This window comes from Hippea jasoniae, assembly GCF_000744435.1.
GTDB classification, from domain to species: domain Bacteria; phylum Campylobacterota_A; class Desulfurellia; order Desulfurellales; family Hippeaceae; genus Hippea; species Hippea jasoniae.
On sequence record NZ_JQLX01000011.1, the window covers coordinates 216,228 to 230,318 of the forward strand.

Here is a 14,091-nt window from a genome sequence, read left to right on the forward strand (position 1 = left end):
AAATTGTAAAAAATTAGAATGTTGGAGGATGGTTTACCCAGATGACCTCTGTGGTTTTATCGCTGGGGTTTCTCCATCTATGGGGAATGTTGGAGTTATAAACAGCAGAATCACCTTCGCCTAAAATATAGGTTTTGCCGCCAATCTCAATCTCAATTTCACCCTTTATAACTATAACAAGCTCTTCACCGTTGTGAGAATGCGGCGTGGGGCCACTCAAAGCACCTGGCTCAAGATACATATACAGTGCCTCTATTGTTGTATCGGAAAACTGGGGTCTTAGAAGCTCATATTTAACCCTTGATCGTTTATTTTCAAACTTTCCCCTACTGGATTTTCTTACAACAATGGAATCAACAGGTGGCTCGTTTTCTTCAAACAGGGAGATAATGTTGATATCTAAGGCATCGGCTATTCGTCTTAGACTTGATATTGTTGGCGAAACAAGGTTTCTTTCAACCTGAGAGAGAAAGCCCAGCGAGCAGCCGGACTTTCTGCTTAAGTCTCTTAAGGTCATATTTTTCTTTAGTCTAATCTCTCGAATCTTGTTTCCTACATCCATGTTTTCAATATATAAAACAGCATGAAATAAATCAAGATTTTTTAAAGCTCTCCTAAGTAGCTTTTTTTCACATCCTCATTTTCAAGCAATTCTTTCGCATCGCCTTCAAGTGAAATCTTGCCGTTTTCAAGCACATAACCGTAATCTGCAAGTTTCAGCGCCTGGGCTGCATTTTGCTCAACCAAAAGAATCGTTTTGCCCTGTCTGTTGAGCTCCTTTAGAATTTCAAAGACCTCTGAAACAATCTTTGGTGCAAGTCCTAAGCTTGGCTCATCCAACATCAACAGCATCGGCTCACTCATCAAAGCCCTTGCAATTGCAAGCATCTGCTGCTCGCCTCCAGAGAGCGTTCCTGCCTTTTGATAAGCCCTCTCCTTTAGGATCGGGAATAATTCAAACATCTTTTCATAAAGCGGCTCAAGCTCACTGAGTTTTTTGTTGAAACCACCCATTCTTAGGTTTTCAAGTATTGTAAGGTTTATAAATACGCGTCTGCCCTCTGGCACAAGCGCAACACCCATTTGAGCTATTTTATGGGCGGGTCTTCCTGCTATTTCGTTACCGGCAAAAACTATACTACCTTTTGGTTTTACAAGACCTGCAATGGCATTAAGTGTGCTTGATTTTCCTGCACCGTTTGCACCGATAACCGTTACAATCTTGCCTTCAGGCACATTGAAGCTTATACCTTTTACTGCATGTATAACACCGTAAAACACATTTAAATCTTTTACCTTAAGCATTGATATCTCCCAGATATGCCCGAATAACATCCGGGTTTTTCTGAATCTCTTCAGGTTTGCCTTCTGCTATCTTAACACCGTGATCTAAAACAGCTATCGTTTCACACAGATTCATAACAAATTTCATATCGTGTTCGATAAGGAGTACGGTTAAATCAAAAGTCTCTTTTATTTCCTGGATAAAGTACATTAAAGACATTGTCTCCTGCGGGTTCATGCCAGCAGCTGGCTCATCAAGTAGAAGCATCTTTGGCCCTGTTGCAAGCGCCCTTGCAATTTCCACCTTTCTTCTTTCACCGTAGGGTAGAGCTGTTGCCTTAAAATCCGCTTTATCAGCTAAATTAACCTTTTTTAAAAGCTCCATGGCTTCTTCTTTCATTTTACGCTCATATTTGTAAAAGCGGGGAGTCCTTAAAATGGTGTCTACAAGATTGTATTGAAGTTTGTGGTGAAAACCTACAAGCACATTTTCAAGCACTGTAAGATTGGAAAATAACCTTATGTTCTGAAAGGTTCTTGCCATACCTAAATGAACGATTTTGAAAGGTTTTAGACCGTCTATTTGCTGGTCGTAAAAGTAGATACTGCCTGAGGTAGGCTTAAGATTACCTGTAATCATATTAAAAGCTGTGGTTTTGCCAGCACCGTTTGGACCTATAAGGCCAAAAATCATTTTATCCCTTACTTCGATTGAGAACTCATTCACAGCGGTCAAGCCGCCGAATTTCATCGTTATTCTATCGCATTTCAAAGCTACTTCCATAACTAAACCGTCTTTGCTTTCTTTTTAAATAGATTAAACAAAGCATCCCACGAAAACTCCTTCTGTCCCATAATACCTTCTCTTGCAAAAATCATAATCACTATAAGTAATACAGAAAATACAACCATTCTCATACCAGGAATTCCTGGTATGTGAAGACCAAAAATATTCATAGGTTGTTCTACAAAGCGCAAAATCTCAGAGCCCCATATAACCAAAATTGTTGCTATGGCAGTTCCTGTCATTGAACCAAGCCCACCCACAACAATGATTATCAGTAATTGGAATGTTAAAAAGAATGTAAACATTGTAGGTGATATAATCGAGGTTAGGCTTGCAAGTAATCCACCACCTACACCTTCAAAGAAACCAGCTGCAACAAAGGCGATCATTTTTATCCAGAAAGTGTTGATGCCCATTGCAATGGCAGCATCTTCATCGTCTCTTATTGCCTTCATGGCTCTACCGTAGGCTGAAAATACAATTCTCATAATTATTATCATTGCAACAATTGCCCATCCCCAGCACCACCACGGGTTTGTGTAGCTTGGAAGACCCTTCAAGCCCAAAGAGCCATTTGTAATGGTAATTGTATTGTTTGAGATTACTCTGATTGTTAAACCAAAACCCAATGTAACAATGGCAAGATAATCGCCTCTAACTCTGAAAACAGGAAAACCCAATAGGAACGCCACAAGAGCTGTTACAATACCACCAATTAACAGTGCAGGGAAAAATGACATGTGTAGATTTTTCAACCATGGCACCATTGGCTCTATAATAAACATTGCATCTTTTTGAGCTGGCGTGAGAATCAAAATAGCCGTTACATAAGCTCCTATTGCAACAAAACCGTTAGGCTCTAAAGAAAACTGACCTGTTACACCGTTTATCAAGTTATAGCTTGCTGCAAGCATTAAAAAGATTGCTGTATTTTCCCATATTCTTATAGCATAGGCGCTTAAATGGCTGTTTGAATACCACACAAACAAAAGGAGTAGTAAAATAGATAAAATTGTTAATATGGAATTTCTGTTTAGTGGAATCATTGTTAAAATCGCCCCCTCTCAAGGTCTTCGCCCATAATACCGGTAGGCTTGAAAAGAAGGACAAAAATTAAGAATAGAAAAGCAAAGGCATCTTTGTATCCTGCAAGTGATGGAAACAGTGCTACAACAAAAATTTCAGATATACCTATGATAAATCCGCCAATAGCTGCTCCTGTAACCGAACCGATACCACCTAAAACAGCTGCCGCAAATGCTTTTAAGCCGGGCATAATACCAATCAATGGATTTATTGCAGGATACCTCATCGCCCAGAACACACCACCCAAAGCGGCAAGAAATGAACCTATCATAAATACAAGCGATATAACCATATCAACATTTACACCCATGAGCCTGACTGTAGGTATATCAAAAGACAGAGCCCTCATTGCCATTCCATATTTTGTTTTATGCAAAAGCAAAAGCAGTAAACCCAAAAAGATCATGGCGATAATAGGTGTATATATGGCAATATTTGGAAATATAACACCGTGGATATTTAAAGCTCCGCCAAAAATTGATGGTACAGGAAATGCCTTTGGAACTCCACCAAATACAACAAGAAACAGGTTTTCCAAAAAGAATGAAACACCAATTGCTGTAATCAAAGCTGAAATTCTACTTGCGTTTCTCAATGGCTTGTATGCAACCCTGTCTATAATAACACCTACAAACGCAGTTGCTATCATAGACAGCAAAAATGCAGCCCACCACGGTAAAAATAAAGAGATAATGCCAAACCACGCAAAATACATACCCACCATCATAATGTCGCCGTGGGCAAAGTTGATAAGCCTGATAACACCATACACCATGGTGTATCCTATAGCAACAAGACCGTATAAGCTTCCTAAAGAAATCCCATTTACAAACTGCTGCAACAAAACTGTTACATTCATTACTTTTGTCTCCTGCTTAAGTTAAACAGGGGAGAGAACCTCCCCTGCCTGTTTTGTTTTTTAAGGATTGACGGTTGTTACATATACGAATTTGCCGTTTTCAACCTTTCTAATAACGGCACTCTTGATAGCGTTACCTGTTTCTGGGTCGATTGTAATAACACCTGTTACACCTTTGAACCCTTTTGTATGTCTTATCCAGTAGTTAATCTTTGTTGGTGTTGCTTTGTATCCACCAGCTTTGTTTATGGCATTTAGAAGAACAAAATACGCATCAGCACCTAAAGCTGCCATTGCATCTGGATCTCCATGATATTTTTCTTTGAAAAGTTTTAAAAACTTCTTTGAAAGAGGAGTTGCAGCTGCATGCGGGTCGTAATGTGTTGTAAATGTAACACCCTCAACAGCTTTTCCACCGATTTTGATTAATGTATCCGCCTCAGCACCATCACCGGCCATAACTGTTTGTTTCAAGCCATACTGCCTTGCCTGTTTACAGAACAGAGAGATTTCCTGGTAATATGAAGGCATATAGATAATATCTGGATTCTTTGTTTTAATATCAGCAATCTGGGCTGAGTAGTCTTGATCTGTTGACTGAAAAAACTCAACACCTACTACTTTGCCACCCAATTTTTTAAACGCTTCCATGAAGGCATGTGCCAATCCTACAGAATAATCCTGATCTTTTTCAATCATTACAACAGCTGTTTTAGCATGTAGATTGTTCCATACATACTTTGCAGCTACAGTTCCCTGAAATGGATCGATAAAGCAAACCCTTGATACAAATTTTTTACCCTTTGTAACAAGCGGATTAGTAGCTGAAGATGTAAGCATGGGTATGTGGTTTTTTTCAGCAATTGGAGCACCAGCAAGCGTATTGGAACTTGTAATTGCACCTATAACAGCTTTCACATGATTATCTGTGATAAGTTTACTTACAGCATTGGCTGTTTCAACCTTCATACCTTTGTTATCAAGTAGAATGAGCTTTATCTTTGCGCCGTCTTCTGTTGTTGGCATCATACTTTGAGCCAATGTCGCCCCTTTCCATGCACTCTGACCAAAAGCCGCTACAAGACCTGTCATAGGCCATACAACACCAACCTTGATTTCCTTTTTAGCAGCAACAGCAGTGGGAACCTTTGCAACCTTTTGGGGTTTAGGTTTACTAATAAACTTTAGAAACACGATGACAACCACAGCTAAAACGGCTAACACAACAATACCAGTTAGGCTTTTCTTCATAGCCCACCTCCTTAAAAAATTTACTGCTATCGTTATAGAAGATGGCAAAAAGCTTGTCAAGATAATAATTTTTGTTTTTTAGTTTATAAAATTGAACATTGCTACAATGTTTGATATTTTGAACCTCGACTAAAATTAAAATCTTTTTTAAAAACTCACATTAAAAGACAATAAGTACTTTCAAAATAGTAAGAGAAATTAGATAATAATGCCTAATTTTCAGTATGTTTATCCATCTATTCATGGATACCTATAAGATTAAATTTTCTATCGGCTTGTTTAAGATGAGGCTTGAGTAGAGTGTTAATAGCTTGTTCACATATTCTTCTATAGTGAAATTTTTGGCTATCTCTTTTGCTTTCAGTGATAATTCTTTATAAAGAACTTCATCTGTTAAAAGTTTTTCTATAGAATAAGCTATCTGCTGCGGGTCAATAGGTGCTATAATACTACACTCACTTGCAATCTCTTTTGAGGGCACAAACGGTGATATTATAGCTGGAAGACCAGCATACATCGCCTCAAGATGGGCAATACCAAAACCCTCATACTCAGAAGGCATTAGAAGCATGTATGATTTTTTTAAGATTCCTGGAACATCCTTTCTGTACCCAGCAAAAATGACTTTATCGTAAATATTCAGATCTTTAGTTAGTTGCTGCAATTTTTTATTCATTCCACCATCACCAACAATAAGCAGGCGTGTATCGGGATGATTTTTTTCTATCAAAGAAAAAGCCTTAATTGCCACATCAAAGTTTTTTTGTTTCACCAGTCTACCTACACAGGCTATGTATTTAATTCCTTTTTGGAGATTTAGTGAAGTTTCGGTGTCAAATGCTTTTGTATTTATTGCGTTGTATAAAATATAATGCTGTTTTCTTGCCAAATTATGCTCTTTTTCTACTACCTTAAACACATCCTTTGAAACTGAAAGAAAAACATCTGTTTTGAATGATAGAATTTTGTTAAGAATTCTGCGTTCTAATCTTTTTTCTTTTTTTATGTTGTGAATATGGGTGATTATTTTAATGTCTTTTATGCCTATTGTGGCAATCCTCGAAAAATAATCTGCTGAAAACTGCATTGAATGGATTATATCGGGCTTGTATTGCTTAATAAAATTTCTTAATTTTATTGCTGTTGGTAGCCTGTATGTTTTCAGGATTTTCTTTGAGTTTCCCAAGTTTACTACGGGTAAATTGGCTCTAAAAAATTCCTCTGTTTTTTCTCCTGTGCCTGAAATATTGATAATTCTGTAATCGATGTTTCTTTTTGATAGCTCTATTGCAATATCAAACAGGAGGTTTTCTATTCCTCCAAAGGGCAAACCACCGACAACATAAAGGATTTTCATAACAATACCTCTTATTTTTGCTAATCATATCAAAATTTCTTGGGATGTCACCAAATTTATTTTGCAAAAAAAGGGAAACATTTTTATTTTGTATTGACAAGACATCAATTTTTATTGACTTTACTTAGGTTTTATGTGTATTATTAAATTGATGTCAGTTGTTCTTATTATTCTTGTTGCCATAATTGGAGTATTGATTTTTCCTCTGAATAGTTTTGCATGGGGAGCGGGGGTGCATATTGGTGTATCTTTAAGTGCCGTCTCTGAGCTTGAGCCTTATCTCAAGATGCTTGTATTTGGTAACCTTAACGAATTTCTCTACGGCGTACTGGCACCTGATTTTATTGTGGGAAAGGGCCTGGGCAGCAAACAGAAGCATTCCCACAACTGGGATGTTGCATTCAAGCTTTTAGATAACGCAAAAAACGAGCAGATGGAAGCGTTTGCAATTGGATATCTCTCTCATCTTGCAGCAGATGTAGCTGTTCACGGCTTGATGGTTAAAAAATTTGAAAGGTTTAAAGGAGCAAAACACGCAATTGTTGAGGCAGTGGCTGAAAATCTATGCGATGTGCAATATAAAAATCTTGCAAGAAGGATAATTGGCCGCTATAATTCGCATCTTGATGATGCTTTCAAGAATGATGTTGACAGTGTCCTGTTTAGTTTTGGCTTAAGCAAGCTTATTTTTAAAGGTTTTGTAAGGATTTCAACGACGGATTATTTTTCAAGAGCATTTCTAAGACAGAATGTTTTGACCTTTTTGTGTGTGGATACAGAAACAATTAAAGACTACCTTGAGCTTTCCAAGAAATTTTGTATGGATGTTCTTTTGCATAGAAAAAACTCGCCAGTAACAAAATTAAGTGCTATCAGCGAATAAAAAACCTTAAAAATCAGGAGATAGGAGTGTATGAGTTTTACAAAAGAAGAATTGGCAAATAAAAAGGTTGTTGAACTTGTTGAGATTGGCAAGACTTTGGGTATTCCAACAACCGTAAAAAGAAAAAATGAGCTAATCGAGGAGATTTTAAAAAGAACAACACAAAAGGAGGATGAAAAACTGCAAACCCAACAGAAAAATCAAACAAAGAACACCGAGAAACATCAACCCAAAGTAGAAGTAGTTAGCCTTTTAAAAGGAGAAGGCGTGCTTGAAATTCTTCCTGATGGATACGGTTTTTTGAGGTCTGCAAAAAACAACTATTTATCTGGACCAAACGATATCTATGTTTCACCCAGCCAGATAAAACGGTTTAGTTTAAAAACCGGTGATTATGTTTATGGTCAGGTAAGAGCACCAAAGGATACGGAAAAATACCATGCACTGCTAAAAATAGAACAGATCAACTATCAAGAACCGGACAAAGCCATAAAAAGAAAGAACTTTGATGATTTGACACCTCTGTATCCTATGGAACGAATAAAACTTGAAACAATACCGGATAATCTCTCATCACGCGTTATGGATTTGATTACACCGATTGGTAAGGGTCAGAGGGGTTTAATAGTTGCACCCCCAAGAACGGGAAAAACGATGCTTCTTCAAAATATAGCAAACAGCATAACCCAGAATCATCCAGAGATAAGAATTATTGTGCTTTTAATCGATGAAAGACCCGAAGAAGTCACAGATATGAAGCGCTCCGTAAATGCGGAGGTGATAAGTTCAACATTTGATGAATCGCCAGAGCGTCATGTGCAGGTGGCTGAGATCGTGCTTGAAAGGGCAAAAAGGCTCGTTGAACATGGCCATGATGTGTTAATTTTACTTGATTCTATTACACGACTTGCAAGGGCATACAACTCTGTAATCCCTCCAAGCGGAAAGGTTTTATCAGGTGGACTTGACTCAAATGCCCTCCAGAAACCCAAGCGGTTTTTTGGTGCTGCACGAAATGTGGAGGATGGTGGCAGTCTCACCATTATTGCAACAGCCTTAATCGACACAGGTTCTCGAATGGATGATGTTATTTTTGAGGAGTTCAAAGGCACGGGCAATATGGAGCTGCATTTGGATAGAGGTCTTTCAGATAGAAGAATTTTCCCCGCAATAGATATAACCCGTTCTGGCACAAGAAAAGAGGAGTTGCTTGTTCCAAAAGATCAACTCAACAGAATATGGATATTAAGAAAAATCTTAATCGAGATGAACGATATAGATGCAATGCTGTTTTTGCTTGATAAACTTTCAAAGACAAAAACGAATAAGGAATTTTTAGATTCCATGAATCGTTGATGAATTTAGGCTCTCTTAAGGTCAGCAATCCCTATCTTTTAGCCCCTATGGCAGGTTATACCGATATGCCGTTTAGAAAGATTTGCAGGGAATTTGGTTGCGCATTGACTTTTTCTGAGCTTGTAAGCGTTAATGCTTTATGTTTTGATAATAAAAAGACCCTTCAGTATCTTAAGCGGGATGGGATAGATAAGCCTTTTTGTATTCAGCTGTTTGGAAGTGAGCCTGAGCTTTTTAAAGAAGCGGTCCAGCGGGTTGAAGATCTGTGTGAGTGTATCGATATTAACGCTGGATGCCCTGCCCCCAAAGTAATAAGAGCAAAAGCAGGTGCGTATCTTTTGAAGGACACGGATAATTTTTTAAAAATCATAGATGCTGTTGTGAAGGCAACAAAAAAGCCTGTTAGCATAAAGATGAGGATGGGCTACGATGCTCCAAACAGCGATGATTTATACAGAGCCATTGAGGATAGAGGCGTTAGCTTTATAACAATACACGGAAGGCTAAAGAAAGAATACTTTAAAGGTGAAGTTGACTACAACCATATTGCCCATGTAAAAGAGTTGATAAATATACCTGTTGTTGCAAACGGAGGCATAGACTCTTTTAAAAAACTTCAAAGGGTTAAAGCTATTACGGGTTGTGAATTTTTTATGGTAGGTCAGGCTGCCATAGGAAAACCGTTTATTTTTGAAGATTTTTTAAGCAAAAGGGATACAAAAAGAGATCTGGAATTTATAAAAAGTGTGATGTTAAGACATCTAAGTTATCTTTATAATTTTTCAGGTAAAAAAGCTATCTCTCAATTTCGAAAGTTTTTCCATGCTTATCTAAAAGGCTACCCCAATGTTAAGAAGTTCAACAACATGATTAATCGATGCAGTGATTATTATGAAGCAGTTGAGATAATAGAAAAGGTGGGAAAGCCGACTTAGGTCGGCTTAGTTAAAAAACCACCTTGAAAGCTCTGAGTAGCTTTTTTTCAGCTCATCTATTGCGCATAACAGATTGTATCCTGCATCTGTTAAAGAATTTGTGCCAATGAAACGTGCAAGCCTTGCAATCCGTATCACCTCACCGAATGTTTCTGGATCAAGACCACTTAATTTTTCTACCTCTTTCCATTTATCGGGTCTTACTCTGATCTTTTTCTCTTTTTCATACAGCGTTCCAACCTCTTTGATGGCTCTTAAAACCCTTACAAGGTGTGGTGTAACAGGATTGCCAAATCCGCTTGAAACACCGCTTAGAGCCTTTTTTAGATAAACCCCTGCCTCTGTTAAAATAACAATCCCCGTAGGTAGAATTTCAACAAAACCCTTTGCATCAAGCAGCTCTATGGCTTTTTTGACTTTTTCATGGTCTTTTGAGTTGTATTTTTGTTGATACTCTTTCAAATAAATTGGGTTCTTGTCAGAAATTTTGCTTAAAATCTCCATCTCAAAATCTGTTATGTGTGTTAATCTATCTATAGATATAGCAAGCTCTTCATACATAGAACCTGATTTTGTTGGTCCAAAATCTCCCACGAGGTTTGCTTTTTTAGCCTCTTCATACCAGTCGTTGCCGGGGGCTGAGAATTCCTTTCTTGTGATGGTCAGGCATTTTACAGCTGGAGATGATATCTCTCTTTTCTTTGCCTTCTGATCCTCTAAAACCTTTCTACCCCAGCCTGTTATGTGATAGATTAATCTGTTTCGATCGTCTTTGCGTGAACTTATAAGACCAAAACACTCAAGTGCGTATAGAATCTTGGCTGTATGTTGTGAAATTTCTTCATCTTTTTTTGCTAAAGCCTCTTTTATCTGTTTCTGCGTTGGTATAATATCTTTGTTTGTTTTGTGTTTTTGCCACAGCTCATCGACCACAAAGAGCGTTTCTATCTCTTCTAAAATCAGCGCAATCGATGGTGTTAGAAGGATTGCTCCTTCGCTGTAGAGTTTGTATGCCATGTATAGATCCTCACCTGCAGCCAGAAGCCTGTTATGCTCATCTATATAAGCCATGGCAAGCAGGATTTCTTTTTCTGAATCACTTAACTGGGCCGGGTTTTCCCTGGCTTTCTTTATGCTTAGCAAAATATCCAGATTGACAACCGTGGAAAACGGCTGGCTGCCTTTTAGAATTGCATCTCTAATTTTTCTACCCAGTCCTGTAAATGCAAAGAAATTGGATGGTGGCATTGAAAAAGCTATAAGTCTTTGAGCCTCAAGCCTTCTTGTTAGCTTATCATCTGCATTGATTATACCTGTTCTTTTGGCAGGTCCCTGCGGCAGGGATTTTATGTGGTCTGCAAGTTCTCTATCGATCGTTAATTGTGGCCTTGCAAGTCTGTAGATCTCCCACAATTCGTAAGCCTCATCTGTTAATTTACCATCTTTTGCAAATCCTCTTTCTTTAAGGGGTTTTTCAAAATCTTCAAAAACCTTACCACCTGCTTTAATAGATGAGTCTATCATGGCTATGATCTCTGACCCAATAAATCTAAACTCATCTTTCCAGTTAGAAACATCAATGCCGTTTTTCTCTATCGATTCAAATAGGTTTAAAATTGCCTCGCCGCTGTAGGTAAGCTTGTAATTGCCGTCGGTTGAATAACTCAACAGATCTTCAAGCTCTAAAATGTAGGCATCCTCATCCGAATGATTTAGTTTTTGGCCGTTTTTGATGTTTTTGAGTATCTCGATGTCTTTTTTTCTAATTACCATAAACTCCCTCCTAAAATTTTTTCTATTAAAACAATAGGCTTTAGCGATATATAGTCAAGTTTTAGATGGTATAAACAGTAAAATTAATTTCTTAAGAATGATATTTGATTTGTTCTATCTTTTCTTCAAGTAGATAAACAGCTTCCTCTGCACTTTGTGCTTCATCTAAGGAAATAAAACTCACATAATATTCAAAATGCTGGCCTTCTATCTCTATTTGGCTAAGTCTATCTTTTATGATTTTTGCCATTTCTTCTGGATTGGAGCCTTTATATACAAAACCAAAGAAGTTTGCACCTATGCGTGCATGAAATGAGGTGTTTTCAAGATCCCTTATAAGTTTTGCAACCTCTAATATCAATCTGTTGCCTGCCTCATAGCCAAGTAAAAAATTGATTCTTTTTAGTTTTTTTATATCAACCATAAAGATATAGTAATCCCTTTTCCTTTTTATAAGCTCACCGATAAAATCAAGAAACGCCTTTATCCTGTAAAGTCCGCTAAAGAGGTCTTTTTCAAACAGCTCCATTCTGCTTTGCTCTATCTGCTTTAAAATATCTGTTGTCTGTGGCTGGTCGTTTTCAATCAGCAATAGTCGTGGCAGAGCATCTTCGATCTGTGCGAGTATTTGATTATCTAAGGCGCTTTCTTTCATAATTGTTATAGCTTTCTGTATAGAAAACGCTGCCCTGTAAGGCCTTGAGGTTGTTAATGCATCAAATACATCGGCTATGGCAAGGATTTTTCCTTCAAGCGTTATATCTTTGCAGCTTAACCCATCGGGGTATCCTTTGCCATCACAACGCTCATGGTGTTGCTTTACAAAAATTGCTATGTCTTTAAACATGGATATGTCTTTTACAAGCAGATATGAAAAAAGCGGATGAAGTTTCATTATTTCATACTCATGTTCACTGAGTTTTCCTGGTTTTAACAGTATGGCATCGGGTATTGCAACCTTACCTAAGTCATGCAAAAGACCGGAGATATAGAGATTATGCTGTCTCTTCTCATCAAGCCCTAACATCTCTCCGATTTTCTTTGCATAGTATGCAACACGCTCAGAATGCCCTTTGGTGTAAACATCCCTTGCTTCAACAACCTTTACAAATGTTTCGATAAACTCAACCCTGTTTCGCTCAATCTGATTGTTTTTGTTGATAATCTGGGTTGAGGCTAAATTGATTGCTTCTGCTATTTTTCTAAATTTATCAAACTCTATGCTCTGTAGCTTTATAGGTGTTTCTGTTTTACCTAATTTTTTAAGGCCAGAGATGATTTTTGATGCATCCTCTGATATCCGTTTTGATAGAGCACTTCCTGCACCATTTATAAGAAAAATGGATAAAATAAAAACACCCAATAAAAGCAGATTGAAAAGTTTTAGTTTTTTAGATATCTCATCGGCCATCAACGCAGCGTTCTTTTTTAGATTATCAACATAAAAACCTGTACCCACCATCCAGTTTAGCGGTTTGTAGAGCATTCTGAAGGATATCTTTTTACGCGGTTTTGAGCTTGTTGGTGAGGGATAGTAATATACAGAATAGGTCTGGCCTTTTTCTTTTAAGGCTTTTAGGTATTTTTCTCTGTAGTAATTACCCATTGCATCGGGTTTATGTGAAGAAGCTGGTTTGCCTATAGTAATACCCCTGGATTTGTTGAAAATATTCATGGCAAAGGCATCTCCGCCGTTTATGTTCAAAATTTTGGCTATGAAAAAGTAGCTATCTGAATTTTTATCAGCTAATATGAAATCGTTGATTTTCTTAAAAACCACATCCATGATTTTTTGTTCAACCTCAAGCATCGGTTTGTATGCACCAACCTCAAGATCCAATTGCCTCAGTTTTGTTGTTGCAAGAAGGAATTTTTGCGGCTGATTATTAACCTTAATTGAGGGGGATGAACAGATAAAAAAATGGATTGAGACGAAATTTAAATCTGATTTATATGGCTTGCAGTAGTTTAAGTTTAAAAAATCTATATTACTTGAGCCATCTTTATAAAAAACAGCCAATCTATAGCCATTTTCAAATCCTATATCCTTCAATTTTTGAATTGGATTCCTATCATGATTTGAGATGGTGGATGCAAGTCTAATGGCATAACCAAGTTTTACAAATTCGTCATGCATAATTGTTTTTGTTTGTGCATCTATAAAGGAGATGGCAGCATATGTTTCAAGTTTTATCTGCTGTTTATGTTTTTTGATCTTTGCATTTAAGATATAATTGTAAATGGTTTGTTTTTCGTTCTTTTCTACATACAAGAAAGCAACTGAAATGGCAATAAATATAAAAAAGACCAGGTATGTAAGTTTTTTTAAAACACCCTCGATGGTTCTCATTTGTGTCATACTTAGAGTATCACTAAATTATAGATATTTTTCAAGTGTGTTGTGTAATCAAAAATAATAATATCCACAGAATAGATAAACTCTGCTTGGATGCTACTTTTAAATAAAAAAATAGTAATGGTATATTCTTTTTTTGCAGGGGGCAGTTATTAACAATGAAG

The 14,091-nt window shown here is 37.3% G+C and carries 12 protein-coding genes; 3 read left to right on the forward strand and 9 right to left on the reverse strand.

From position 1 onward, the window contains the following. Positions 1-13 precede the first annotated feature (13 nt). The 7 genes from EK17_RS03295 to EK17_RS03325 form a co-directional block, all read right to left on the reverse strand. Positions 14-562: a helix-turn-helix domain-containing protein gene (locus tag EK17_RS03295; protein ID WP_035587399.1), complete on the reverse strand. Its 549-nt coding sequence runs from the start codon at positions 560-562 to the stop codon at positions 14-16. A gap of 41 nt (positions 563-603) precedes the next feature. Beyond that, complete coding sequence (locus tag EK17_RS03300; protein ID WP_035587401.1) at positions 604-1,305, reverse strand: ABC transporter ATP-binding protein; 702 nt, start codon at positions 1,303-1,305, stop codon at positions 604-606. Then, positions 1,298-2,068, reverse strand: a complete 771-nt coding sequence (locus EK17_RS03305) for an ABC transporter ATP-binding protein (RefSeq protein ID WP_035587402.1) — start codon at positions 2,066-2,068, stop codon at positions 1,298-1,300. The genes EK17_RS03300 and EK17_RS03305 overlap by 8 nt, the downstream gene beginning before the upstream one ends. A gap of 2 nt (positions 2,069-2,070) precedes the next feature. Next, positions 2,071-3,117 carry a branched-chain amino acid ABC transporter permease gene (locus tag EK17_RS03310; RefSeq protein WP_035587403.1) on the reverse strand — a complete coding sequence of 349 codons (1,047 nt, stop codon included), beginning with the start codon at positions 3,115-3,117 and terminating at the stop codon, positions 2,071-2,073. A 2-nt stretch (positions 3,118-3,119) separates the two neighbouring features. Further along, on the reverse strand, positions 3,120-4,016 hold the full coding sequence (locus EK17_RS03315) for a branched-chain amino acid ABC transporter permease (protein ID WP_035587404.1): 897 nt from the start codon (positions 4,014-4,016) through the stop codon (positions 3,120-3,122). A 60-nt stretch (positions 4,017-4,076) separates the two neighbouring features. Continuing rightward, on the reverse strand, positions 4,077-5,267 hold the full coding sequence (locus tag EK17_RS03320) for an ABC transporter substrate-binding protein (RefSeq protein ID WP_084675067.1): 1,191 nt from the start codon (positions 5,265-5,267) through the stop codon (positions 4,077-4,079). Between the two features lie 250 nt (positions 5,268-5,517). Next, complete coding sequence (locus EK17_RS03325; RefSeq protein ID WP_035587405.1) at positions 5,518-6,624, reverse strand: glycosyltransferase; 1,107 nt, start codon at positions 6,622-6,624, stop codon at positions 5,518-5,520. 151 nt (positions 6,625-6,775) lie between these two features. Between EK17_RS03325 and EK17_RS08955 the strand changes: the two genes are divergently transcribed. Genes EK17_RS08955 through EK17_RS03340 form a run of 3 tightly spaced genes read left to right on the forward strand, consistent with a single transcriptional unit; the run spans position 6,776 to position 9,798 of the window. Further along, positions 6,776-7,507: a zinc dependent phospholipase C family protein gene (locus EK17_RS08955; protein ID WP_051904395.1), complete on the forward strand. Its 732-nt coding sequence runs from the start codon at positions 6,776-6,778 to the stop codon at positions 7,505-7,507. Between the two features lie 30 nt (positions 7,508-7,537). Then, positions 7,538-8,863 carry a transcription termination factor Rho gene (gene rho / locus EK17_RS03335; RefSeq protein WP_035587406.1) on the forward strand — a complete coding sequence of 442 codons (1,326 nt, stop codon included), beginning with the start codon at positions 7,538-7,540 and terminating at the stop codon, positions 8,861-8,863. Then, positions 8,863-9,798 carry a tRNA dihydrouridine synthase gene (locus EK17_RS03340; protein WP_035587407.1) on the forward strand — a complete coding sequence of 312 codons (936 nt, stop codon included), beginning with the start codon at positions 8,863-8,865 and terminating at the stop codon, positions 9,796-9,798. The genes rho and EK17_RS03340 overlap by 1 nt, the downstream gene beginning before the upstream one ends. A 6-nt stretch (positions 9,799-9,804) precedes the next feature. Here the strand turns inward: EK17_RS03340 and EK17_RS08960 are convergent, their stop codons facing one another. Both EK17_RS08960 and EK17_RS08965 read right to left on the reverse strand, forming a co-directional pair. Then, positions 9,805-11,571 carry a DUF505 domain-containing protein gene (locus tag EK17_RS08960; RefSeq protein ID WP_051904396.1) on the reverse strand — a complete coding sequence of 589 codons (1,767 nt, stop codon included), beginning with the start codon at positions 11,569-11,571 and terminating at the stop codon, positions 9,805-9,807. Between the two features lie 91 nt (positions 11,572-11,662). Then, the gene (locus EK17_RS08965; protein ID WP_084675069.1) at positions 11,663-13,930 is read right to left on the reverse strand and encodes an HD domain-containing phosphohydrolase; all 2,268 of its coding nucleotides are present in this window, start codon (positions 13,928-13,930) and stop codon (positions 11,663-11,665) included. Between the last annotated feature and the right edge of the window lie 161 nt (positions 13,931-14,091).

Coding starts and splice junctions, on each gene's coding strand:
- EK17_RS03295 (WP_035587399.1), bottom strand. CDS start 562: ATGGATGTAGGAAACAAGATTCGAGAGATTAGACTAAAGAAAAATATG.
- EK17_RS03300 (WP_035587401.1), bottom strand. CDS start 1,305: ATGCTTAAGGTAAAAGATTTAAATGTGTTTTACGGTGTTATACATGCA.
- EK17_RS03305 (WP_035587402.1), bottom strand. CDS start 2,068: ATGGAAGTAGCTTTGAAATGCGATAGAATAACGATGAAATTCGGCGGC.
- EK17_RS03310 (WP_035587403.1), bottom strand. CDS start 3,117: ATGATTCCACTAAACAGAAATTCCATATTAACAATTTTATCTATTTTA.
- EK17_RS03315 (WP_035587404.1), bottom strand. CDS start 4,016: ATGAATGTAACAGTTTTGTTGCAGCAGTTTGTAAATGGGATTTCTTTA.
- EK17_RS03320 (WP_084675067.1), bottom strand. CDS start 5,267: ATGAAGAAAAGCCTAACTGGTATTGTTGTGTTAGCCGTTTTAGCTGTG.
- EK17_RS03325 (WP_035587405.1), bottom strand. CDS start 6,624: ATGAAAATCCTTTATGTTGTCGGTGGTTTGCCCTTTGGAGGAATAGAA.
- EK17_RS08955 (WP_051904395.1), top strand. CDS start 6,776: ATGTCAGTTGTTCTTATTATTCTTGTTGCCATAATTGGAGTATTGATT.
- rho (WP_035587406.1), top strand. CDS start 7,538: ATGAGTTTTACAAAAGAAGAATTGGCAAATAAAAAGGTTGTTGAACTT.
- EK17_RS03340 (WP_035587407.1), top strand. CDS start 8,863: ATGAATTTAGGCTCTCTTAAGGTCAGCAATCCCTATCTTTTAGCCCCT.
- EK17_RS08960 (WP_051904396.1), bottom strand. CDS start 11,571: ATGGTAATTAGAAAAAAAGACATCGAGATACTCAAAAACATCAAAAAC.
- EK17_RS08965 (WP_084675069.1), bottom strand. CDS start 13,930: ATGACACAAATGAGAACCATCGAGGGTGTTTTAAAAAAACTTACATAC.